This window comes from Paenibacillus sp. JDR-2 (assembly GCF_000023585.1).
Taxonomy (GTDB): Bacteria; Bacillota; Bacilli; order Paenibacillales; family Paenibacillaceae; genus Pristimantibacillus.
In genome coordinates, this window is record NC_012914.1 from 926494 (window position 1) to 948839 (window position 22346).

Below are 22346 nucleotides of genomic sequence, written 5' to 3' on the forward strand. Positions count from 1 at the left end.
GCGATGAGAAAAACAATCAGCTTTGCCGTTGTCCTCCTGTTGCTTCTTGGCGTTACCTTCTGGTCGATGACAACGGGCAGCATTAAGGTTGGATTTATTGAGCTTATCGACGGATTAATAAACGGAAACAACGAAGAGGTGGCGGTCGTCCGCGATTTGCGGCTGCCCCGCATTATTGTCTCCATGCTCAGCGGAGCGGCGCTTGCCGTATCGGGTGCTCTTCTTCAGGCTGTCATGCGTAACCCGCTGGCGGATGCGGGGGTCATCGGAATCTCCTCCGGCGCCGGCTTTGTGTCCGTGCTGATGGTGACCATCTTTCCGGCAATGTTCTTCTGGATGCCTGTTTTTTCGATTGCCGGAGGCGTTCTTGCTTTCCTGCTCGTATATTCGTTGTCCTGGAAATCCGGACTTAACCCGATGAGAACCCTGCTGGTGGGCGTCGCGATCAACGCAACCTTCACGGGACTTGGGCAGTCCTTCAACTACCGGGGCAGCTATGCGGTGACGTCGGTGAACCAGGCGATCAGCTCGATCTTTACGATGAAGACGTGGACGGATGTCCAGGTGCTTGGTCTTTACGGGGTTATCGGCCTGCTGCTCTCGCTGCTGGTCATTCCATGGTGCAATATGCTGTCGCTCCAGGATAAGACGGCGGGCAGCCTCGGGCTGAACGTGGCCCGCGCGCGGATTGTGATTTCCGTTATTGCGGTCCTGCTTGCTTCGGTGGCTACTGCCGTTGGCGGTCTAATCCTGTTCGTAGGCCTGCTGATTCCGCATATCTCCAGGCTGCTTATCGGTTCCGACCATAAAGCGCTTATTCCGTTCTCGGCACTGGCCGGAGCGCTGCTTATTTTGTCCGCGGATACGATTGGACGCACGGTCCTGGCGCCTACCGAAATTCCCGCCTCGATTATTATGACCGTTATCGGCGGACCGTTTCTTGTCTTTATGCTGAGAAAAGGGGGACGCGAATTTGGAGCTTAACCGGGTGACGTTTGCTTATAAGGAGAAGTCACATACCCTCCATGAGGTGACTGCTTCGATCGAAGAAGGGAAAATTACAACCATTATCGGGCCAAACGGCAGCGGCAAGTCTACCTTGCTTGGCGTATTGTCGCGGCACTACCTGCCGCAAAGCGGGGAAGCGGTGCTGGGCGGCAAAGCGATCTCGGCGTACAAGCCGCGCGAGCTCGCCCGCAAGCTGGCGGTCGTTCACCAGCAGAACGAAGCGCCGTCCGACATAACGGTGGAGAAGCTTGTTGCCTTCGGAAGGCTGCCTCACCGCAATATGTGGATGCCCGGCGGGGAAGAGGACGACGCTGCCATTGAATGGGCGCTGGAGCTGACGGGTTTGTCCGGGGGGCGGAAGCAGCGCTTGACCGAGATGTCGGGCGGAGAGCGGCAGCGCGTATGGATTGCGATGGCGCTGGCGCAGCGTACGCCAATCTTGTTTTTGGATGAACCAACGACCTTTCTGGATATGTTCTACCAATATGAGCTGCTGGAGCTTATCCGCAGGCTGAATGTCGAGCATGGTCTAACGATCGTCATGGTGCTGCATGATCTGAATCAGGCGATCCGCTACAGCGACCATTTGCTTGTAATGAAGGAAGGGAAGCTGCTGCTTCAGGGGCCTCCCGAATTCGTGGTGACGGAGCATACGATGAAGGAGATTTACGGAATCGAGGTTGCCATCCGCAGCGATGAAAGAACGGGTATGTATATGGTGCCGATTGGAGTAAAATAGGCGATTTAAGATGAGCCGGATCCTGCTGAAGCGGGGTTCGGCTTTTTTGGCGTTAAAATTGGTAAGGGTTGGAGAAACTTTTTTTATTTTCCGTAAAGGAAAAATGGAGATCATTTATTTTTTCATATAGAATAGATAAGAGATATAAAGAGATGAACACTCAAGTTGGAGGAGAATGAAATTGTATTGCCATCATTGCGTTAGGGAGCATGATGCGGATGCCGTATACTGCAGCAGATGCGGCAGGCTGCTGGAGCCAGAGCGGAATTTGCAGCACGGAACAGATGATCAGGCGGCAGCGTTTGAAGAATGGGATATAGCAAAGGACCAGGCAAGCTCAGCATTGGAGACGTCGCAACCGCCGTTAAAGCAGACTGGCCGGGGCAGTTTGTTCATCGGACTGATCCCCGTCATTGTACTCTTTGGTATTGCAGCGGTACTGTTGTCCTATTATTTATATGAAGCCAGATTAAATAACCGAGTCCTGGATTGGCAGAATGCTGCCAGACAGGAGGCATTGGCGGGTAAATACGAGGAGGCATTCCGGCAGCTGAACAAAGCGGCGGATGCGCGTCCGGATTTCAAGCCGGTGCAGGCAGATTTGAAGGTTGTGGAAGAGGCTTTATCGCTTGACCGTACGTTGACGGAAATTCAGCAGCGCCTGGACGACCAGGATCTGGGCGAAGCATCTATCCAGCTGGAGCAGGTGAAGTCGAAGCTTCGCGGACGGGAAGAGCCGATTTTTGGCAGAGTACGGGATCTGGTTGACGAAATGTCGACGAAGGTAACGGTGCTTCAAGTATCGGCGGAGTATGAGAGCATGACCGGTATTGACGACCTTGCGGGGGAGTATAACCAGGTGAAGGGCTTGTCCGGAGACGAGGCGCTTGCGCTGCGACAGAAGATCGAAGCGAAGATTGCGGATATCAGCTATGACGAGGCCGACGCGATGCGTAAGAAGAAGAACTTCTCGGCGGCTATTACGGCAGCGCAAAAAGGGCTCATCTACGCGCCTGACAACGATAAGCTGACTAAGCTGTATGACCGGATTGTAGTAGAGAAGAAAAACTTCGAAGACGCGGAGCAGCAGCGGATTGAGCAGGCGATGCAGAAGGCGGCGGAAGAGGATCTGATCAATCAGACGGCGGCGGTTAAAGTGAAGCATATCGATGCGCAGCTTGATCTTTTTGGCGATTTTAACGTGAAGGGGGAACTGCTCAACGCAGCTACCCGGCCGATTTATTCCGTGGTCATTGAATATACGGTTCATGATTCGGAAGGAAAAGTGATTACAACGGGCAAGGTGGATGCAACCCCTTCTTATATTGAGGCGGGCGAGACGTTCAGCTTCTCCTTTGTTGTTCATCATGTGCAGGATGAGAATGCAACAGTGGCTATCGATCATATGACTTGGTATTTGGATTAGGGGAATTAGTCATGAAAAAAGGAACATGGATTAGTCTCATCGCGTCTGTGGCGGTGCTCTGTGCGGGAGCGGGCACCGCTGTGTATATACATGCGGAGGTGCCGAAGCAGCTAAGCGGCCTGCCTTTACTCGCTGATGCTAACGCCGGCGCGCCTAAGTCGTTAAAGGATATTATTTACGCAACGCAAAAGCTGGTTGTCATGATCGAAACGGAGGACGGAACGCAAGGCTCGGGTTTCGTCTATAACGATAAAGGCGACCTGATTACCAATGCCCATGTGGTTGCCGGTGCGAGCAAGGTAACGGTAAAAACGGCCGATGCGCGCGAGCTCGAAGGAGATGTCATCGGCATCAGTACGGAGACTGACGTTGCGGTTGTACGGGTTGCCGGACTAGCGGGAGTAGAACCGCTTTCGATGGTACGGAAGGATAAGGCGGAGATTGGCGACGAAGTTATCGCGATCGGCAGTCCGCTTGGCTTCCAGAATACCGTTACGACCGGCATTGTCAGCGGCGTAGGCCGGAGCTTCGAGATCAAGCCTTACACGTATAACGATCTGTACCAGATCTCGGCGCCAATTGCTCCGGGCAACAGCGGCGGGCCGCTGGTCGATAAGAAGACCGGCGAGGTTCTGGGCATTAACTCCGCCGGGATCGAGCAAAGCTCGATTGGCTTCAGCATACCCATCGTAAACGTGCTGGATATGGCCGAGGCATGGTCGGAGCATCCGATGAAGTCCTTGCCGGAGTGGAAGCCATCCGAGGATGACAGTAATGTGAAGAAGGACGCATCGATTACCGAGTATGCGGAATATTTGGTTACTCACTTTTACGACAGTCTTAACAATGCCGACTATGTCTACGCTTATTCCCTGCTTGGCGGCAACTGGAAGCTTGGCACTAGCTACGAGGTGTTCCGTCAAGGTTACATGATGACCCGGAACGTCGTTATCGACAACATCCATGTCACCAAGGAGAGCAACGACGAGGCGATTGTCACGGCGATCATCTCGGTTGATGAACGGGTAGACGGAGAGTACCGGCTCAGCAAGTATCAGGTTACCTACGACGTTGGCTACGAGAACGATCAGCTCAAGCTGATCAGCGGCAAGGGTAAAGTCATCAAGCAAGGTGAAGAGCAAGATAAGCCTGTCAAGGCTAAATGAGGCTGAACGGTTTGAAGGAAAGGTCGCGGGTAGAGGCTCGCGGCCTTTTTGTTGTTTGCCCTATAAGGAAGCTGGCTCGGTCGACGCTGTTTTCGATCATAAACGGTAATCTGCAGCTAACCAGCTCAGCGCTAGAGGGGAATAGTCCGCAAAAATTGCACGAAATACATCGTAATGGAGCGTTTGAGTGTTGGAACACCAAATACCCTGTACAGAGTGCAGGATATTGGGCATGGGGTTGGCTATATTGCCTCGGTTAGACGAATTATAGGGCACTTTGTACAGTATATTTGGCTCAACCCAGCCCAATTGGCTGTTTATGCTGTCATTCGTGCAACGTGCAATTTAAGCATGCCGGGCTCGAGCGGAATCGCTCAAAAAAGAAAGCTGGAAGGCCGTACTCGGCCTTCCAGCTTGGTTTATCTTTATACCTCTTCCGGATCATAGGTGGCGAAGTGTTCGGCAACGTTCAGATGGGCAATGTCCGTCAGCTCCTGCGGTAGTTCATCCTCTTCGTCAGATCTTCCGGTTGCAGTGAAAATCAACTCGATTGCAACCGTATCAAAGCGTTGTACCGGGAATGTCAGCAGCGTTTGCGGTATAACGCGGCCATTCAAGCGGAGAATACACTGAATTGGCCCTCCGATCGGAATTCCGCTTACCGAAGCAATCTGGCCGTTAAACGAGAAACGTACTACGCCGGTTTGAGCAAGCGAATCGCGAATGCTCATGCCAGGCCAGAACGGTACGCGGTAAGCATTCGTTACGTTCGGAAAGAAACGTCCGCCGTTAATGACAACAGTGACATATGCCGGTCCGGGCTGAGGAGGGAACGGCGGGAAGAACGGCGGGAAGAACGGCGGGAAAAACGGCGGAAACGGTCCTGGCCCTGGCGGGAATGGCCCCGGCCCCGGTGGAAACGGCCCTGGCCCTGGCGGGAATGGCCCCGGCCCTGGCGGGAATGGCCCTGGCCCCGGTGGAAACGGCCCTGGCCCTGGCGGGAATGGCCCCGGCCCTGGCGGGAATGGCCCCGGCCCCGGTGGGAATGGCCCCGGCCCTGGCGGGAATGGCCCTGGCCCCGGTCCTGGCCCTGGTCCTGGCCCTGGTCCAGGAGGTGGCGGAGGCGGACCAGGCATTAACGTCCGCGTGCCCCCGCAGCCGCAGTTGCTCACAACGGTGTTGTTGCCTTTCCCTTCGATATACTTATAAGTATAGCTGCTCATGCGTTTTGTCAGACTCCTTCGTATGACAGATTAGGCAATCATCCTGATCCATCTTATGCGGCGGATGCCTATCCGTGTGCACGAAGCAGCAGCTATGGGACATATTGCGACAAAAATAAACAAGGCTGCCCCAAAAGGGACAGCCTTGTTGTATTCAACCAACTGCTATTAAACAGCTGCTTCGTAACGTTTGCCAACTTCAGCCCAGTTTACAACGTTCCAGAACGCTGCAATGTAGTCAGGGCGTTTGTTTTGGTAGTTCAGGTAGTAAGCATGCTCCCAAACGTCCAGACCAAGGATAGGCGTTTCGCCTTCGAAGATCGGGCTGTCTTGGTTAGGCAGGCTCGATACTTTCAGCTTGCCGTCTTTAACGGAGAGCCAAGCCCAGCCGCTGCCGAAGCGAGTTGTAGCTGCTTTCGCGAATTCAGCTTTGAACGCGTCGAAGCCGCCCAGTTCGCTGTCGATTGCCGCAGCAAGTGCGCCAGTTGGAGCGCCGCCGCCGTTAGGGCCGATTACTTCCCAGAAGAGGGAGTGGTTTGCATGGCCGCCGCCGTTGTTGCGTACAGCCGTTTTGATTGCGTCCGGAACGATTGCCAGGTTGTTAGCCAGCAGTTCTTCCAGGGACTTGTCTTGCAGCTCAGGAGCTTGTTCCAGAGCAGCGTTCAGGTTAGTCACGTAAGCGTTGTGGTGACGGCCGTGGTGGATTTCCATTGTAAGCGCGTCGATATGCGGTTCAAGAGCGTCTTTAGCGTAAGGCAAAGCAGGTAATTGATGAGCCATGATTAACAGCCTCCCATAAATAGGTTATGTAAAACTCTTCTCATATTATCCCTTATCCGAGTACATAAATCAACATTAATGTTGCAAAAGTCGAATGGTGACGGACTACGAGTTGTAGAATGTCACGGGGATCAAGGAAATATGCAAAAACATTAGAAAACGAGCCAAATCCAGAGTAAACAGCTAATAAATACATGTAAGCGCTTAAAATAAAGCGTTTTCAACGTAATTTAGCAAATTTCTTTAAAATTTTTAAGTTTTTTTTTAAGACAAAAAGAGGATTTCGTTAAAAAATGTCGTAAAATATATAAATGCAGCACTATGACAATGTATAGAAGGTGTATAATTAATGAACGTTCGTTCCTTCCAGTTGTCTGATTACAGACCGGTAACTACACTCCTTGAGGAAGTATTATCCGAAGAGTGTTACGAACAAACGATGGAAGCTTTTGCGCGTCAATTGTCATGGGACAGTGAGCTTGTACTTGTCGCTGTCGAAGAGTCGGAAATTGTAGGTATGATCATCGGCACGATTGATAATAACAAAGGTTATTACTATCGTATTGCTGTTCATACAGAGTATCGTCGCCAAGGAATTGGCAAGGCGCTTATACAAGCTTTGCGGCAGCGCTTCGAGCAGCGCAACGTTTCCAAAATATTAATTACCGCCGACGAGCATAATGAACCGGTGTTGCCGTTATATGAAGCGATGGGTTATGCTTCGAACGACTTTTTCCGTTCATTCCAGAAATTAAGTATTGTAGCAGGCTAAACGGCTTCCAAATTCAGCCTAATAGCCATATTGTGCAGGGCATATCTGCATCGCCATTGCTTTTGGCGGTCAGATATGCTTTTCTATTTAAAAGGACTATTGTTTGGAACATACGAATGGGGCGCTTGATGCCGCCCTTGGCCCGTTTCACAATAAGTAAGGAGAGGCGTCATGGACATTTATCGGCACTGTGTTATCAAAAGCTTCAAGCACGACGGTCATATTCACCGAACATGGCAGCGCAACTACCTTGTGCCGGAAGAACGGCTTGCGCCGGTGCACAGGGATAACCAAATCATTGTGCTAATAAATCGTCAGACGCCTATATTGGAATCCGACGGCAAGCAATGGATCAGCCGCGTGCCGGCGGTATCGTTCTTTATTCCCGGTGAATGGTTTAATGTCGTAGCGCTGCTGGAAGACAGCGGCATCCGTTACTATTGCAATATCGCATCTCCTCCTTATTTGCAGGGGGACGTGCTTACTTATATCGATTATGATCTGGACGTTATCCGCACGACCGAAGGCAACCGTTATGTCGTGGATCAGGACGAGTACCAGATGCACAAGCTGGCTTATCATTATCCGCAGATGGTGGAGGACAAGGTTCAGCAAGGACTGGCTGCGCTTCTCAGACGAATGGACGAGGGAGCGGTGCCTTTTCAGGATGACATTGTCCAAAGCTACTATGCAGACTGGCATAGCACCTGTGGGGAAAGCGAGGGGTAGGCTGGATGAGTGTTTCCCCTTCTGATCTGAATGAAACCGCCCCGCGGGAGGTTCGTGAAAAGCCTCATTGGTTCAAGGAAGTGCTGGAGTGGGCGAAGACCATTACGATTTCTTTTCTGATCGTTATGGTGCTGCATCTGTTTGTCTTTAACCTCTCGACAGTCGAAGGGCATTCCATGGAGCCGACGCTTCAGGACCGGGAGTGGCTGTTCGTGAATAAAGCAGCTTATCTGATCGGCAATCCCAAGCTTGGGGATATCGTTATTCTCGAGGATCCTTCCGCTTACGGCACCGAAAAAGATTTTCTGGTGAAGCGGGTTGTTGGCGTAGCGGGCGACCGCATCGAAATATACAATAAACGGCTCTACCGTAACGGGGAACAGGTATCGGAGGCCTATACCGATGTCGAGATCGAGGATCTGGACTTTATGCCTATCATTGTTCCGAAAGGGCAGTATTTCGTTATGGGGGACAACCGCCATGCGAGAGCCAGCAAGGACAGCCGGATTTTTGGCACCGTACCGCGTACCATGATCCACGGCAGAGCGGATATTATATTATGGCCGTTCAAACAGGTGAAGGTATTATAAGCTTAAAGAATTGCGGAGCAATTCTTTAAGCTTATGCTTTCGAAGTAAGAATTGCTTCGCAATTCTTTGTAGGAGATGGACGAATGAAGGAAGTCACTATCTATACGGATGGCGCCTGTTCGGGGAACCCCGGGCCTGGCGGCTGGGGAGCCGTTCTATTCTATGGTGTCCACCGGAAAGAACTCTCCGGGGGCGAGAAGCATTCGACGAACAATCGGATGGAGATCCAGGCGGTCATTGAAGCGCTGAACCTTCTGAAGGAACCGTGCAAAGCAAAGATATACAGCGATTCCGCATATGTGGTGAATTGCTTCCAGAAGGGCTGGATTCACGGCTGGCTGCGTAACGGCTGGAAGAACAGCAAGAAAGAACCGGTGGAGAATCAGGATCTGTGGAAAACCCTATGGGATCTGATGAAGCGCCACCAGGTGGAATACATCAAAGTAAAAGGGCATAGCGACAACGAGTGGAATAACCGCTGCGACGAGCTTGCCCGCGAAGCGATTAAACGGTTGTGACTATAGGAGGAAGGGAGCCGGGTGCTAATGGAAGGCGGCCGCTGGGTACTGTTAAAAGAAGAATTACGCGAAGCGGCGGCAAGCCTTGGCATCGACAAGATTGGCTTTGCTTCCGCCGATCCGTTTACCGAACTGAAAACAAGGCTGATCCGGCATCGCGAGCTTGGCCGCGAGTCGGGCTTCGAGGAGCCGGATTTGGACAAGCGAACCAATCCGGCTTTGCTGTTTGATAACCCTCAATCGATCATCGCGATTGCCGTCGCTTATCCGGCGAAGCTGCCTAATCCGCCTAAATCGGAGCCTGGAGCCAGACGGGGTATTTTATCGCGCTCCGCTTGGGGCGAGGATTATCATAAGGTGCTGCGGGACCGGATGGCTAAGCTGGAGGCATGGCTGAAGGAACGCGTACCTGAAGCGCGGTTCGAGAGCATGGTCGATACGGGAGCCTTGTCCGACCGGGCGGTTGCCGAGCGTGCCGGGATCGGCTGGAGCGCGAAGAACTGCTCGATCTTAAGCGAGGACCTGGGCTCCTGGATTTACCTCGGCGAGATGATTACGAATATTCCGTTCGAGCCGGACACGCCGGTGACGGAAGGCTGCGGGGAATGCACCAAATGTATCGACGCATGTCCGACGGACGCGCTGGTTGGTCCGGGGCAGCTGGACTCGAATAAGTGCATCTCGTTTATTACGCAAACCAAAGGTTTTATTTCCGATGAATACATGCGCAAGATCGGCAACCGGCTGTATGGCTGCGATACATGCCAGACGGTCTGCCCGGTGAACCGGGGCAAGAACTGGATCCATCAACCGGAGCTTCAGCCGGAACCCGAGCTGGTCAAGCCGCTGCTCGTGCCGCTGCTGACGATCGGCAACCGGGAATTCAAAGAGCGTTACGGCCATACCTCTTCCGCATGGCGCGGCAAGAAGCCGATTCAGCGCAACGCGGTTATCGGCCTGGGCAATTTTAAAGAGAAAAGCGCCGTGCCCGACTTGATTGGCGTACTGAAGGACGATACGCGACCGGTGCTGCGCGGAACGGCTGCTTGGGCACTCTCCCGGATAGGCGGCGACGAAGCGATGGAAGCCTTGATAGAAGCGCTGCCTAAGGAGTCGGACGAGGAAGCCAGAGTCTATTTGGAACGTGCGATTGCCAGTCTGGAAGCTGACCTCGGCAGAGCGGAGGAAGGAGCTTCGATCCCGCGTGAAAGCTAGGAAAAATTACTTCCGCGGGACGTTTGCGAATGCCTGCTTTACATGCTATTATAGGGGTCATTATAGACTATAGGCTGGATTAGTAGAAAGGGCCGGGTGAGTTCGTAATTATGTGGAACATCATTATTCCGATTGTAACTTTAATCGTAGGGGTTGCAGGCGGATTTTTTATCGGGGTATTCTACCTTCGCAAGCAGCTTGAGAAGATGCAGAGCGACCCTGAAATGATTCAAAAAATGGCCAAACAAATGGGCTACAACTTGAACAAGCAGCAGATGAATCGTGCACAGCAAATGATGAAAAATCAGAAAATGCCACGAAAATAAAGTGCGGTTAGTTTGTAGTAGCCGGAGAGGTGGTTCGAAATGGCGGGAATGAAAGACTACGTCAATTCGGCGGTATCGCGCAACCGGGATCAAATTGAGCACCATATAAAAGAAATTTTGAAGCTGGTTGGCGAAGACGTCGAAAGAGAAGGGCTGCTGGAGACACCAGCTCGCGTTACCCGGATGTATGAAGAGATTTTCGCGGGCTACGAGGTAGATCCGCGCGAAGTGCTGGGCGTTACCTTTGACGAGCGGCATGAAGAGCTTGTTATTGTCAAAGACATTGTCTATTACAGCCAATGCGAGCATCATATGGCGCCGTTCTTCGGGAAAGCGCATATCGGCTATATTCCAAGCGGCAAAATTGCCGGTCTCAGCAAGCTTGCAAGACTGGTTGAAGCGGTATCGAGAAGACTGCAGGTGCAGGAGCGGATTACGACGCAGATCGCGGACATTATGCAAGAAGTGCTGAAGCCGCAAGGCGTGATGGTTGTCGTTGAAGGCGAGCATCTGTGCATGTGCGCGCGCGGCGTGAAGAAGCCGGGCAGCAAGACGGTTACGTCGGCGGTTCGTGGCGTGTTCTCGGACAGTGCTCTTCGTTCGGAGTTTCTGTCTTTGCTCAAGCAATAGCGGATTTAAAATAAAAGGCCACCGCGGCATCAAGCGTTGTTAGATCGCTTGATGCCGCGGTGGCTTTTTTGTCATTCATATAAGGGCAGTATGCTAAGTGGTTTGCGTATTGTCTTTGGCAGGATGCAATTCCTGGAATTGCTGATCGACCTGACCGAGGAAAAGGGCCGCGCGCTGGATGTATTCGGTTGGTGAAGCACGGAAGAGCATTTCGTGCTGGCCGTTTGGTACGATCCAGGAGCGGGATAGCGGATTGGTCTGATCCGCCGCTATTTGCTCGGCTAACTGGTAAGGTGCTTTGGCATCGCTCGTGCCATGCATAATATACAACGGTATATCAAAGGATTTCGTTAATATTTGATCAACCGGTACCTTCTTCAGGTTTGTGCCCGACCAGGTTGGGAGCAGCATTTCGATCAACTGCTTGGACGGGAACTTCGGAAGCGGCAGAATTTGCGTCACGTTGTGGAACATTGTATCGGCCGTTGCCAAGAAGGTGCTGTCCAGAATCATCGCGTCAATATCCTTCGTCTGAAGCGCGGCTTGGAGAGCCGTGCCTGCTCCCATCGAGAAGCCCCATACGACAATCTCCTGGGCGCCGCGGGACTTGGCGAAGTTGATGGCTGCGAGCAGCTGCTGCGATTCTTCAATCCCAGCGGTAGCCGGCGCTTTGTATTTCTGCGAGGCATAGCCGTAGTCAAAAAGCACCACATTATAGTGAAGCCCGTGAAGCAGCTTCGTCAGATCATACATCGGTACCCAGTCTTCTTCGCGGTTGGCACCATAGCCGTGGCTGAAAATAACGGTGCGTTCCGATTTTGCCGTGGAGCTTGCCAGAACAGCGTCGGAATCGTTGTCCGAGGCCGGTACATACCAGCCGCTGACGGTTGTTTTTCCGCTGGCGCTTGGGAATAAAATATCTTCATAATCGAGGCCGGCAGCGGCCTTCGGGTTGGAAGTAAGCGGTGCTACATAAGGATAAGTCAGCATCCAGGCGACGTATCCGTAGAAGACGAGAACAAGCAGCAGGCATAGCGCCGTGAAAGAAGCAACAAGCGCGATGAAGAAATGCTTGCGCGTCTTAGCTTGTGGTCGCTGTTTCTGCAGCGGAAAAGGCTGCAGCGTTTGAGGAAAGCCGGTTTCAAGCGGCATTGGTGTCATTATTGTTGTGCTCATCGCATTGTCCCTCCCTCACTACTAACTATGTAAGCGCTATTACATATCTAGTACTTTTATCGTAGACCCGTAGGGTTAAGCCTGTCAATTGATGTCGATGTAATGTTAAGCATTTGTAATCAGGCTGTAATGAAAGATCTTTTCTTTACCAGTATCGTCGAATTAAGGTATACTGGATGATATTAAGTTTCATTGTGCGAAACCAAAATTTGAGCGGAATAAGGGAGGGCGGACTGGATGGAAGAAGGCAAATCAAATGTACGTGCGGTTGAGCGGGCGCTGGATATTTTGCTCTGTTTCACAGAGGGCACGGATCTGGCAATGTCCGAGATCGCAGATAAGGTAGGCCTGCATAAAAGCACCGTCCACCGCATGCTGGCAACGTTGGAAAACCGTGGATTCGTTGAACGGGATCCGTCATCCGAGCGTTATCATCTCGGAATGCGGATGTGGGAGCTGTCGGCGCATCTATCCAGCTCGGATGACCAATCCGTCATCTGGCAGCCGGAGATGGAGCGTTTGCGCGACCGGCTCGGGGAGACGGTTAGCATATATGTACGCGACGGATCGGAGCGCGTGCGGATTCAGGCGGTTCAGAGCAATCAGCCGGTTCGCCGGGTAGCGCCGGTTGGCGCAAGGCTGCCGCTGTATGCCGGTGCATCCAGCAAAGTGCTGATCGCTTATTCCGACCGTTTTGTGCAGGAGCAGATTTTTGGCGATCCGGCCTGGCTGCTGGCAATCGACCTTGATCAATACAAGCAGCAGCTGGAGGAAATCGCGCAGCAGGGCTACGCGACCAGCTTCGAGGAACGCGAGCCGGGGGTAGCGGCATTGGCAGCGCCAATCTTTAACCGGCATGGCAAGGTGGCCGCGGCTTTGTCCGTGTCCGGACCATCCAGCCGCCTAACGATGGATACTATGAGCGAATATTCAACGGTTCTGATTGAATTCGCAAAACGTATGGGCACAATGATCAAGTGACGGTTAAGTGGCAAACTCCGCATTCGTACAGGTTTAAGTGGCAAACTCCGCATTCGAATGTTCTTTCGACCGCTGTTGTTCGGGGCTTCCCTGAATAAACTAGTTAGGGGATGGAATCCCCGAACAAAGGCGGACGCTTAAAAACTTTCTGGAAGAAAGTTGCTTCGTAAGCTTAATCTTTCTCAAGAATCATTCGAAATGCTCCGCTTGCCATTAACCTTTTTATTAAGAGGAAAGAAAAAGCGACTGTGCTGATGTAGTAGCAGCACAGTCGCTTTTGTTTATGGGATTAAGCCTACATAATCTGGCGGAGCACGGTTTGCAGGATACCGCCGTTGCGGTAGTAGTCGACGTCTACCATGGAGTCGAGACGTACGGTGACGTCGAACTCGGTGACCTTGCCGTCTTCGCCGGTCGCTTTGACATGGACCTTCTGCCCGGGCTTCACGTCATTGGATAAACCGGAAATATCAATGGTTTCGCGGCCGGTCAGACCAACGGTCTTCCAGCTTTGGCCTTCAAGGAACTGCAGCGGGAGCACGCCCATGCCAACCAGGTTGGAACGGTGAATCCGTTCGAAGCTTTCGGCGATGACCGCTTTGACGCCAAGCAGCAAAGTGCCTTTTGCCGCCCAGTCGCGGGAGCTGCCCGTGCCGTATTCCTTGCCAGCAATAACAACAAGGCTGGTTCCGTCCTTCTGGTACTTCATTGAAGCATCATAGATGGACATCACTTCGTTTGTCGGCAGGTAGGTTGTAACGCCGCCCTCCGTACCCGGAGCCACCTGGTTTCGGATGCGGATGTTCGCAAACGTGCCGCGCATCATGACTTCATGGTTGCCGCGGCGGGAGCCGTAGGAGTTGAAGTCGACCCGTTCAACATTGTGGTCGGTCAAATATTTGCCAGCCGGGCTGTCGGCTTTAATATTGCCTGCAGGGGAGATATGGTCCGTTGTTACGGAATCGCCAAGCAGTGCCAGTATGCGCGATGAAGGAATATTTTCAATGTCGCCGACGTCTCCGCTCAGATTCTCGAAGAATGGAGGGTTCTGGATGTAGGTCGAGCCCGGATCCCACTCATAGCTTTCGCCTTTAGGTACTTCAAGCGCGTTCCAGCGGTCGTTTTGCGTGAAAATGTTGGCATACTTGTCGCGGAACATTTCCGGTCGGACTGCCGATTTGATCGCTTCATGCACCTCTTGGTTGGAAGGCCAAATGTCCTTCAAGTAAACCGGTTTGCCGTCAGAGCTCGTGCCGATCGGATCCTTCGACAGGTCGATATTTACCGTACCCGCGAGCGCATAAGCGACAACAAGAGGCGGCGATGCCAGATAGTTCGCTCTGACTTGGGCATGGATACGGCCTTCGAAGTTCCGGTTGCCGGATAATACGGCTGCTACCGTCATATCGTGATCGGCAATCGCTTTGCTGACCTCGTCCGGCAGCGGGCCGGAGTTGCCGATACAGGTGCCGCAGCCGTAGCCGGCCACGTGGAATCCAAGCGCCTCGAGCGGCTCCATCAGCCCCGCGCGGTTAAAGTACTCCGTTACAACCAGCGAGCCTGGGGTCAGGGAAGTTTTGACGTAAGCCGGTACCTTCAGTCCCAGTTCGACCGCTTTTTTCGCTACAAGCCCGGCCCCCAGCATAACGCTTGGATTCGAGGTGTTCGTACAGCTAGTAATAGCGGCGATGACCACGGCGCCGGTACCCATTTCGCTCTCGCGGCCGTCTTTATGATGAACCGGAACCCTCTGATCGATATTTTCTTTGCTTAAGCCATAGCCGCCTTTCTCGACGGGCAGATTGATGATATCGTTAAACGCTTCTTTAAGGTGAGTAAGCTCGACGCGGTCCTGAGGACGTTTTGGTCCGGCAAGGGAAGGCACAACCTCCGACAGGTTCAGCTCCAAGGTGTCCGTAAACACCGGATCCGGCGTCTCGTCCGTACGGAACATGTCCTGCGCCTGGTAGTAAGCCTTGACCAGCTCGACCTGCTCCTCATCGCGTCCCGTATCCCGCAGGAACCGGAGAGTCTCCTCATCCACCGGGAAAAAGCCGATTGTTGCGCCGTATTCCGGGGACATATTCGCAACCGTTGCACGGTCGGCCAGACTAATATTGGAGAGGCCGGGTCCGTAGAACTCGACAAATTTGCCGACAACGCCTTTTTTGCGGAGCATCTGGGTAACCGTCAGAGCAAGGTCGGTAGCCGTGGAGCCTTCGGCCAAGCTTCCTGTCAGCTTAAAGCCAATAACCTCCGGCATGACAAAATAAAGCGGCTGTCCCAGCATCCCGGCCTCCGCCTCGATCCCGCCCACGCCCCAGCCTACTACGCCAAGCCCGTTGATCATAGTTGTATGTGAATCGGTGCCCACCAAGGAATCCGGGAAAACGACCGTATCATCGCCGATTTTTTTGGTTGCGGCAACGGAAGCCAGGTACTCGAGATTGACCTGATGAACGATACCGGTGTCCGGAGGCACTGCCCGGAAATTATCGAAGGCGGTCTGCGCCCAGCGCAGAAAGCGGTAGCGCTCCTCATTGCGTTTGAATTCAAGCTTGATGTTGTACTCGAGCGCGTCCGGGGTGCCGAAGGTATCCACCATCACCGAGTGGTCGATAACAAGATCGACCGGCACGAGCGGGTTGATCTTTTTGGGGTCGCCGCCCGCGCGTTTGACGGTATCCCGCATCGCCGCCAAATCAACAACAACAGGGACGCCGGTGAAATCCTGCAGGACGATACGCGCTGGAATAAAGGGGATTTCCTTATCGATCCGGCCGTTAGCCCAGGAGGCAATCTGCTTCACATGCTCCTCGGTTATCGCACGGCCGTCGAATTGGCGGACAGCGGCCTCGAGCAGCACTTTAATCGAGAAGGGGAGCTTCGATACAGGGCCCAGCCCTTGCTTCTCCAGCCCCGCGATCGGGTAATACGCATAGGTTTTGCCGGCAGCATCCAGCGTGCTGCGCTGCGCAAAAGGGTTGTTCGTGGACATACGTTACTGACCTCCTAAAAAATTTACGTAGTAAATTTACTTCGAAAGCATCCGCTAAAAGTTTGCGAAGCAAACTTGCTTCGAAAGCATGTACTCAACATTCATATCTCCTGTTTACCTCAGGTAGTGTTCCCAAGCCCCCTGGCGATTGTTACATGAAATCTTACATTTGCTCATATAATGAACCAGCAAATACAGGAATGGGAGGGGTAGCCATGTCTACGCGATCGGATCAACCAAGGAATCGTCCCGACAAGCAGCGGCCAAACAAAGCTTTAGTGCTCCAACCGGCGGCGGTGCGCACAAGTCAGCCGTCCGGGTTCTTGAAGGCAGATGAGCCTGAAACGCAGCGTCCTTCTGTCGTGATACCGGAAAATGCCGCCCGTGAGCAGCGGGGCAGTCAATCCCTGCCCGCTGGGCTACCCGTCCAATCCGCACCTACAAAGTCTGCCCAGCCGTCTGCCGGACATACCGCCGGGAAGCAGGCGGGGGCGAAGCTTTCTTCTTTGCTTCGTTCCTCCGAGCAGTCAGGTGCAGGGAAAAGGGAGAAGGCAGGCGAGTGGAAATCCGTTATATCCAAATATGTGAATTTATATAATAAGGCCGAGACGGATCAGCATTATGCCGCTCTTGATGATTATATAGAAGACAAAGACCACTGCTTGAGGCTTCGTTACCGGCTGGAGCGGCTGCGGGAAAGGGATCTGTACCGCGGCGTTCTGCCCGCCAGGGGCGAGACCAAAGCTGAACTTATTAAGGTGAACGAATCCACCGCCGAAGTATCCGTACTAGTGAAGCTTCATATTAAAAGACAGATGGAGCAGTCAGGACTGTATTACCTGGAGGAGCGGACCGAAATCGAGCGGTTATGGCTGAATCAGACGGCAGGCGACTGGCGCATCTTCCGGATCGAGCCCGTCATTGCCGAGCGGAGGCCGCGGTTTGGCGTTTCCGAATACTCGACAGCGACGGAGGAAGACCTGGATCAGATCCGCGAAGCATCTGTTTTCCGGTCAACTCCTTTTTTGAACACGGATCAATATCCGCAGTTGAAGCAACGTGTAAAAGGCATTCCCTATCGCCGCGAGCTGGCGGCGGCGTACGCCGACCGATGGTGGAATGAAGGGAACCCGGCTTACGAGGAATTCGACGTGAACTGCACTAACTATATTTCCCAGTGTCTCTTTGCAGGCCACGCGCCTATGAACTATACTGGTAAAAGAGAAAGCGGCTGGTGGTACAAAGGCTTTAGCGGCGGCAAGGAATGGTGGAGCTACAGCTGGGCGGTATCCAATGCGCTGACCAATTATTTATCCGGCAAGCGCAATTCCGGCCTGCACGCAACCGTTGTTCAATCCGTGGAAGAACTGCAGCTGGGCGATGTCATTACCTATGACTGGAACGGTGACAACCGGTACCAGCATAGCACCATCATTACCGCCTTCGACGCGGCAGGCATGCCGCTTGTGAACGCAAATACGGTTCCGAGCAGGCACCGGTTCTGGGATTACCGGGATTCGTATGCTTGGACCGAGCAAACAAGATATCGTTTTTTTCATATTGCGGACCACTTCTAAAAATAACCATACCGGAGGATACCTAATGGGGCAGAAAGTACACTTAGGGTTGATTTACGGAGGGAAGTCGGGAGAGCATGACGTGTCGCTGCGGACGGCGTTTGCGGTGATGGGGGAGCTTGATTACGCAAAATATGAAATAACGCCTTTTTATATTACCAGGCTAGGCGAATGGAGAGTGGGCTCGATGCTTGGCGGGCAGCCGGGAGCAATTGACGAGCTGCGCCTTGCGCCGGTGGACGGGGCACCGGTGCCTATTGTACCGGATCTACCGCTTGCCCCTCTCCTCGACCGCTTAGCCGGCGGTGCGCTGCCAGGCGGGGGGCAGCCGATCGATGTTGTTTTCCCGCTGCTCCACGGTACCTTCGGAGAAGACGGTACGATTCAGGGCCTGCTCGAAATTGCGGACATCCCTTATGTCGGGGCGGGGGTTCTAGCCTCCGCTGCAGGGATGGACAAGATTACGATGAAGAAGATATTCGCCTACGAGGGTCTGCCGCAATGCGTCTTCCGGTATTTCAATCGGGCGCAGTGGGAGAAGGACGCCTCCTTTTTTATTATGGAATGCGAAGTCGCCTTGGGTTACCCGTGTTTCGTAAAGCCGTCCAACCTTGGATCAAGCGTCGGCATATCCAAAGCTAAGAACCGCGACGAGCTGATTGCGGCCATCGATTTTGCCTTCCGGTTCGACCGCAGGGTAATCGTGGAGGAGTTCGTCGATGCCAGGGAGATCGAAGTCAGCGTTCTTGGCAATGACGATCCGAAGATATCCGTGCCCGGGGAAATTGCTCCGTCCAACGAGTTTTACGACTACAAGGCGAAGTATGTGGACGGCAAATCCACCATTCATATTCCGGCGAATATTCCGAACAAGACGGCGGATGCAGTCCGGGATATGGCGCTGCGGGCTTTTCTGGCGATTGACGGGGCGGGGCTGTCGCGGGTAGACTTCTTCCTTCGCAAGACGGACGGCCAGCTGTTCATTAACGAAGTGAACACGATGCCGGGCTTTACGCCAATCAGCATGTACCCGCTTATGTGGAAGGAGTCGGGCCTGCCCTACAAGGATTTGCTGGATAAGCTGATCGACCTGGCGTTCAAGCGTTATGCCGATAGACGGACGATTGATTACGGAAGCAGCGGCGGCAACTAAGCGATGCTATAAATCGGATTACAAGGAAAAGAGGGATAGAGATGGGTTTTGCGACAGAGTTTAATTCCGTATGCAAATTCAAATCGGAGCAAGAGCTGTATGAATTGCTTGAATACGGTAGGGGCAAAATGGTGAAGAGCGGGTTCCGCGTCTTCCCGACCGGCCAGAAAGTAATCGCGTATACGCCTAATAACGAAGCGATTGCGATCGTTCGCATTCTCGCCTCCATTGCGGAAATCAATTTCCAGGGCGAAGAAGTGACGGAAGTGGAGATGGAGCTGGTGCGCAAGCTGACGGAAGAGGAGGCGCGCATTCAGACGGCTCTCGCGTACGAGATGTTTTTCGGAGAGAGGGTATAATTGACTATGATCGTCCGGTTCGGATTTGTCGCCATGAGCACGATTCTAGAGAATGCTTCACCGTCTCGGACGATGACGTTTGCGAACTTTAGCAAGCTGAATGACAGAGAAGCAGGCATAAGGAAGATCGAGCGGATCGCGGAGGAAAATCTGCATAGTTCGCTTCGGATCATGAAGCATGCGAATGCCCATGACATTCATATGTACCGGTTCTCGTCCAAGCTGATTCCGCTCGCAACGCATGAGGATCTTCTGGACTGGGATCCGTTCCCCATCCTTCGTCCGTCGATGAAAGAGGTTGGCGACTACGCGAAAAAGACAGGGATGAGGACTTCCTTCCACCCCGATCATTTCTGCGTATTCAGTACCAATCGGCCTGATGTCCTGGTCAAGTCGGAACGGGATCTCGATTATCATATTCGGATTCTAGAAGCGATGGAGCTGCCGGAGACGGTGAAATGCAATATTCACATGGGCGGAGCCTATGGCGATAAGAAGCTGTCCGGCGAGAGGTTCGTCCAGCAGTTTGGCGCATTGCCTGACCGGTACAAGCATCGGGTTACTCTCGAAAACGACGATAAAACGTTTGATGTCAGGGAAACGATTGCGGCAGCCGAAGCCGTTGGCGTTCCTATGGTCCTCGACATCCACCATCATGCGGTGAACAGCGGGGATGTGCCGATGGACGAGCTCTCCGGAGGCTTATGGCCGCGGATTGCCCGTACGTGGACGCTGGAGGAACAGCGTCTCGGTCTTGAAGAAGGGGGCCTTCCGCCCAAAATCCATGCTTCAAGCCCAAAAAGCTTATCCGATCCCCGGGGGCATGCGGATAACGTGGAGCCGGAGCCGCTGGTGCAGTTTCTCCGGAGCGTTGCGGCTGCAACACCGCGGATCGACTGCATGCTGGAGGCGAAGCACAAGGATGCCGCGCTGCTCAAGCTGATGGAGGACCTAAAGGAAATGGCCGCGCTAGGAAACGGAATCCGGATCCTGGATGGCGGAACCGTGGAGATCGACCCTTAAGCGATAACACCGCCAAGGACCGCCAACAGGACGGCGTTGGCGGTGTTATTTTGTGCACGGATGATACATAGTTCGTAAAGACATCATGAGCGGGAAAGCGGTGAAGGATCGTGTTGGAATGGATTCTGCTGGTGCTGCTTGGCGTAGTTGCAGCGATGTTTGGCAGTATAGTAGGTCTAGGCGGCGGTATTATTATCGTGCCGGTGCTTATGCTGCTGGGACCGCAGCTGACGGGGGGAGAGATCAGCCATGCCACTGCGGTGGGCACCTCGCTGACGATGCTTATTATTACGGCGCTTGCCTCTACGCTGAGTTATGCGAAGAAGAAGCTGGTTGATTTCAAAAGCGGCTGGATGTTCTTCATTACAAGCGGACCTGCCGCCATGATCGGATCCGCGCTGACCAGCCGGTTTCAAGGCGCTGCCTTTTCGTTGTCCTTCGGTATTTTTATGCTGCTTATGGCCGGGCTGCTCGTTGCTCGCGATTATTTGAAGCCCATCAACCGGGAATGGCCGATTCAGCGTACGATCGTAGATGCGAAGGGGCAGGGGCATACGTATGGTTATGCGATTGTTCCCGCGCTAGCCATCGGGTTTGCGGTGGGTCTGATATCCGGTTTGTTCGGTATAGGCGGCGGTTCCTTGTTTGTTCCGCTTATGGTGCTCCTTTTCCGTTTTCCTCCGCATACGGCGACCGCAACGTCTATGTTCGTCATCTTTCTTTCATCGATACTGGGGAGCGGGATGCATGGCTGGCTGGGAGAGATCAATTATTGGATCGTGCTGGCGCTGGTGCCGGGCGCATGGATTGGCGGGAAGGTTGGAGCTGTAATCGCCGGTCGGATGAGCGGAAAAGGCCTGCTCTGGCTGCTTCGGATAACGCTGCTCTTATTGGCGGCCCAATTAATCTACGAAGGTTTGACGAAGCTTTAACACTACGGTAATATTTTAAAAATATACGAAGTATACATTTTCTCTATACAACTTATGCGAAACTTGCAGGGGAAGTCGTTCGTATAACATATGAACATGCAATTTATTAAAATTATGATGAGAGTAGAGTGATGGACTGTGACTGTAAGTGATCAGCAGGGCACCGTCGTCGGAGGCAAAAGCTTCGCCGCCGTGGCGATTAACTGCGCGGCTAAAGCTGGAGAATGGATTAAGTCTAAGCTAGGAAACTATGAGAAGCTTGATATAAAGTATTCCGCTCATGATTTGGTGACGGAAGTGGACAAAGGCTCGGAGACGCTTATCAAGCGTTTAGTGCTGACGCATTTCCCTCATCATTCCTTCCTCGGCGAGGAAGGCGTTGAGCCGGGGCCGGAAGCATCCGCACGCGCGCTGGAGGAAGTAAGCGAAGCCGAATATTTGTGGATTGTTGACCCGATTGACGGGACGACCAATTTTGTGCACGGCTTTCCGTTCTTTGTAGTATCCATTGCGCTTGCCCATAAAGGCGAGGTTATTCTTGGAGTTGTCTACGATCCGATGCGCGACGAATTGTTTATTGCCGAGAAAGGCAAAGGAGCTTACGTGCATGGCAAGCGGATGGGCGTGTCCCAAGAGGAAAGCCTGAAGACCAGCCTTATTGCTACGGGCTTCCCGGCAGATCTGGATTATGCGCTGCCGCTTAACATGAAAGGGCTGCAGGCGATGGCGCCGCAAGTCCGCAATATCCGCTCGGGCGGTTCGGCAGCGCTTCATATGGCGTATGTCGCGGCCGGCCGGTTAAGCGGCTTCTGGGAGATTGGCCTGAACAGCTGGGACCTGGCGGCAGGCGCGCTGCTCATTCAGGAATCCGGCGGTACCGTAACCGATACGCTAGGGCAGCCGTACAGTCTTGCCGTCCGCAACGTCGCAGCGTCCAACGGCAAGGTGCATCAGTCTTTCCTTGACGCGCTTGCGGCAGCAGATGCCGTGAAATAACAGGCAATTGATTAATAAATAGACTTTGT

22 protein-coding genes are annotated in these 22346 nt (G+C 53.2%); 18 read left to right on the forward strand and 4 right to left on the reverse strand.

The genetic code is table 11. The annotated features are described in order from the left end of the window. Positions 1–3: 3 nt before the first annotated feature. The 4 genes from PJDR2_RS04105 (at position 4) to PJDR2_RS04120 (ending at position 4339) form a co-directional block, all read left to right on the forward strand. Complete coding sequence (locus PJDR2_RS04105; RefSeq protein ID WP_015842420.1) at positions 4–984, forward strand: FecCD family ABC transporter permease; 981 nt, start codon at positions 4–6, stop codon at positions 982–984. Then, complete coding sequence (locus PJDR2_RS04110) at positions 974–1747, forward strand: ABC transporter ATP-binding protein (protein ID WP_015842421.1); 774 nt, start codon at positions 974–976, stop codon at positions 1745–1747. Before PJDR2_RS04105 ends, PJDR2_RS04110 begins: the two co-directional genes overlap by 11 nt. Before the next feature lie 175 nt (positions 1748–1922). Then, positions 1923–3173, forward strand: coding sequence for an FxLYD domain-containing protein (locus tag PJDR2_RS04115; protein WP_041613285.1), 1251 nt, complete (start codon positions 1923–1925; stop codon positions 3171–3173). An 11-nt stretch (positions 3174–3184) separates the two neighbouring features. Further along, a complete protein-coding gene (locus PJDR2_RS04120) occupies positions 3185–4339 on the forward strand; it encodes a S1C family serine protease (protein ID WP_015842424.1) in 1155 nt (384 codons plus the stop codon). Positions 4340–4764: 425 nt separating this feature from the next. On the opposite strand, the gene PJDR2_RS33060 is transcribed toward PJDR2_RS04120, so the two are convergent. Both PJDR2_RS33060 and PJDR2_RS04135 read right to left on the reverse strand, forming a co-directional pair. Beyond that, the gene (locus PJDR2_RS33060; protein ID WP_190276178.1) at positions 4765–5562 is read right to left on the reverse strand and encodes a hypothetical protein; all 798 of its coding nucleotides are present in this window, start codon (positions 5560–5562) and stop codon (positions 4765–4767) included. 168 nt (positions 5563–5730) lie between these two features. Next, on the reverse strand, positions 5731–6342 hold the full coding sequence (locus PJDR2_RS04135; RefSeq protein WP_015842427.1) for a superoxide dismutase: 612 nt from the start codon (positions 6340–6342) through the stop codon (positions 5731–5733). A 349-nt stretch (positions 6343–6691) separates the two neighbouring features. Between PJDR2_RS04135 and PJDR2_RS04140 the strand changes: the two genes are divergently transcribed. The 7 genes from PJDR2_RS04140 to folE all read left to right on the forward strand — a co-directional run bounded on the left by PJDR2_RS04140 (position 6692) and on the right by folE (position 11122). Next, positions 6692–7114, forward strand: a complete 423-nt coding sequence (locus tag PJDR2_RS04140) for a GNAT family N-acetyltransferase (RefSeq protein ID WP_015842428.1) — start codon at positions 6692–6694, stop codon at positions 7112–7114. Positions 7115–7285: 171 nt separating this feature from the next. Further along, positions 7286–7843, forward strand: coding sequence for a DUF402 domain-containing protein (locus tag PJDR2_RS04145; protein WP_015842429.1), 558 nt, complete (start codon positions 7286–7288; stop codon positions 7841–7843). Between the two features lie 5 nt (positions 7844–7848). After that, a complete protein-coding gene (lepB, locus tag PJDR2_RS04150; protein WP_015842430.1) occupies positions 7849–8433 on the forward strand; it encodes a signal peptidase I in 585 nt (194 codons plus the stop codon). Positions 8434–8516: 83 nt separating this feature from the next. Then, positions 8517–8951: a ribonuclease HI gene (gene rnhA, locus PJDR2_RS04155; RefSeq protein WP_015842431.1), complete on the forward strand. Its 435-nt coding sequence runs from the start codon at positions 8517–8519 to the stop codon at positions 8949–8951. 27 nt (positions 8952–8978) lie between these two features. Further along, positions 8979–10166 (forward strand): tRNA epoxyqueuosine(34) reductase QueG, encoded by a 1188-nt coding sequence (gene queG / locus PJDR2_RS04160; RefSeq protein ID WP_041613287.1) that lies wholly within the window; start codon positions 8979–8981, stop codon positions 10164–10166. A gap of 110 nt (positions 10167–10276) precedes the next feature. Then, positions 10277–10492 carry a YneF family protein gene (locus PJDR2_RS04165; RefSeq protein WP_015842433.1) on the forward strand — a complete coding sequence of 72 codons (216 nt, stop codon included), beginning with the start codon at positions 10277–10279 and terminating at the stop codon, positions 10490–10492. 39 nt (positions 10493–10531) lie between these two features. Beyond that, positions 10532–11122: a GTP cyclohydrolase I FolE gene (gene folE / locus PJDR2_RS04170; RefSeq protein ID WP_015842434.1), complete on the forward strand. Its 591-nt coding sequence runs from the start codon at positions 10532–10534 to the stop codon at positions 11120–11122. Positions 11123–11215: 93 nt separating this feature from the next. Here the strand turns inward: folE and PJDR2_RS04175 are convergent, their stop codons facing one another. After that, a complete protein-coding gene (locus tag PJDR2_RS04175; protein WP_015842435.1) occupies positions 11216–12298 on the reverse strand; it encodes an alpha/beta hydrolase in 1083 nt (360 codons plus the stop codon). 237 nt (positions 12299–12535) lie between these two features. On the opposite strand from PJDR2_RS04175, the gene PJDR2_RS04180 reads away from it, so the two are divergent. Continuing rightward, positions 12536–13279: an IclR family transcriptional regulator gene (locus PJDR2_RS04180; RefSeq protein ID WP_015842436.1), complete on the forward strand. Its 744-nt coding sequence runs from the start codon at positions 12536–12538 to the stop codon at positions 13277–13279. Between the two features lie 295 nt (positions 13280–13574). On the opposite strand, the gene acnA is transcribed toward PJDR2_RS04180, so the two are convergent. After that, on the reverse strand, positions 13575–16277 hold the full coding sequence (gene acnA / locus PJDR2_RS04185; RefSeq protein WP_015842437.1) for an aconitate hydratase AcnA: 2703 nt from the start codon (positions 16275–16277) through the stop codon (positions 13575–13577). Positions 16278–16492: 215 nt separating this feature from the next. Between acnA and PJDR2_RS04190 the strand changes: the two genes are divergently transcribed. From PJDR2_RS04190 to PJDR2_RS04215, 6 genes are all read left to right on the forward strand, one after another. Then, the gene (locus PJDR2_RS04190) at positions 16493–17854 is read left to right on the forward strand and encodes an amidase domain-containing protein (RefSeq protein WP_015842438.1); all 1362 of its coding nucleotides are present in this window, start codon (positions 16493–16495) and stop codon (positions 17852–17854) included. Between the two features lie 25 nt (positions 17855–17879). After that, the gene (locus PJDR2_RS04195) at positions 17880–19007 is read left to right on the forward strand and encodes a D-alanine--D-alanine ligase (protein WP_015842439.1); all 1128 of its coding nucleotides are present in this window, start codon (positions 17880–17882) and stop codon (positions 19005–19007) included. A gap of 41 nt (positions 19008–19048) precedes the next feature. Beyond that, on the forward strand, positions 19049–19366 hold the full coding sequence (locus tag PJDR2_RS04200) for a hypothetical protein (RefSeq protein WP_015842440.1): 318 nt from the start codon (positions 19049–19051) through the stop codon (positions 19364–19366). A gap of 6 nt (positions 19367–19372) precedes the next feature. Further along, positions 19373–20389, forward strand: coding sequence for a UV DNA damage repair endonuclease UvsE (gene uvsE, locus PJDR2_RS04205; RefSeq protein WP_015842441.1), 1017 nt, complete (start codon positions 19373–19375; stop codon positions 20387–20389). 113 nt (positions 20390–20502) lie between these two features. Beyond that, a complete protein-coding gene (locus PJDR2_RS04210) occupies positions 20503–21321 on the forward strand; it encodes a sulfite exporter TauE/SafE family protein (protein ID WP_015842442.1) in 819 nt (272 codons plus the stop codon). A gap of 138 nt (positions 21322–21459) precedes the next feature. After that, entirely contained in the window at positions 21460–22317 is an 858-nt protein-coding gene (locus PJDR2_RS04215; protein ID WP_015842443.1) for an inositol monophosphatase family protein, read from the forward strand. Positions 22318–22346 lie beyond the last annotated feature (29 nt).

Bases quoted from the DNA above. Each gene is read 5' to 3' on its own strand.
- PJDR2_RS04105 (WP_015842420.1), top strand. From the start codon at position 4: ATGAGAAAAACAATCAGCTTTGCCGTTGTCCTCCTGTTGCTTCTTGGC.
- PJDR2_RS04115 (WP_041613285.1), top strand. From the start codon at position 1,923: ATGAAATTGTATTGCCATCATTGCGTTAGGGAGCATGATGCGGATGCC.
- PJDR2_RS04120 (WP_015842424.1), top strand. From the start codon at position 3,185: ATGAAAAAAGGAACATGGATTAGTCTCATCGCGTCTGTGGCGGTGCTC.
- PJDR2_RS33060 (WP_190276178.1), bottom strand. From the start codon at position 5,562: ATGAGCAGCTATACTTATAAGTATATCGAAGGGAAAGGCAACAACACC.
- PJDR2_RS04135 (WP_015842427.1), bottom strand. From the start codon at position 6,342: ATGGCTCATCAATTACCTGCTTTGCCTTACGCTAAAGACGCTCTTGAA.
- PJDR2_RS04140 (WP_015842428.1), top strand. From the start codon at position 6,692: ATGAACGTTCGTTCCTTCCAGTTGTCTGATTACAGACCGGTAACTACA.
- PJDR2_RS04145 (WP_015842429.1), top strand. From the start codon at position 7,286: ATGGACATTTATCGGCACTGTGTTATCAAAAGCTTCAAGCACGACGGT.
- lepB (WP_015842430.1), top strand. From the start codon at position 7,849: ATGAGTGTTTCCCCTTCTGATCTGAATGAAACCGCCCCGCGGGAGGTT.
- rnhA (WP_015842431.1), top strand. From the start codon at position 8,517: ATGAAGGAAGTCACTATCTATACGGATGGCGCCTGTTCGGGGAACCCC.
- queG (WP_041613287.1), top strand. From the start codon at position 8,979: ATGGAAGGCGGCCGCTGGGTACTGTTAAAAGAAGAATTACGCGAAGCG.
- PJDR2_RS04165 (WP_015842433.1), top strand. From the start codon at position 10,277: ATGTGGAACATCATTATTCCGATTGTAACTTTAATCGTAGGGGTTGCA.
- folE (WP_015842434.1), top strand. From the start codon at position 10,532: ATGGCGGGAATGAAAGACTACGTCAATTCGGCGGTATCGCGCAACCGG.
- PJDR2_RS04175 (WP_015842435.1), bottom strand. From the start codon at position 12,298: ATGAGCACAACAATAATGACACCAATGCCGCTTGAAACCGGCTTTCCT.
- PJDR2_RS04180 (WP_015842436.1), top strand. From the start codon at position 12,536: ATGGAAGAAGGCAAATCAAATGTACGTGCGGTTGAGCGGGCGCTGGAT.
- acnA (WP_015842437.1), bottom strand. From the start codon at position 16,277: ATGTCCACGAACAACCCTTTTGCGCAGCGCAGCACGCTGGATGCTGCC.
- PJDR2_RS04190 (WP_015842438.1), top strand. From the start codon at position 16,493: ATGTCTACGCGATCGGATCAACCAAGGAATCGTCCCGACAAGCAGCGG.
- PJDR2_RS04195 (WP_015842439.1), top strand. From the start codon at position 17,880: ATGGGGCAGAAAGTACACTTAGGGTTGATTTACGGAGGGAAGTCGGGA.
- PJDR2_RS04200 (WP_015842440.1), top strand. From the start codon at position 19,049: ATGGGTTTTGCGACAGAGTTTAATTCCGTATGCAAATTCAAATCGGAG.
- uvsE (WP_015842441.1), top strand. From the start codon at position 19,373: ATGATCGTCCGGTTCGGATTTGTCGCCATGAGCACGATTCTAGAGAAT.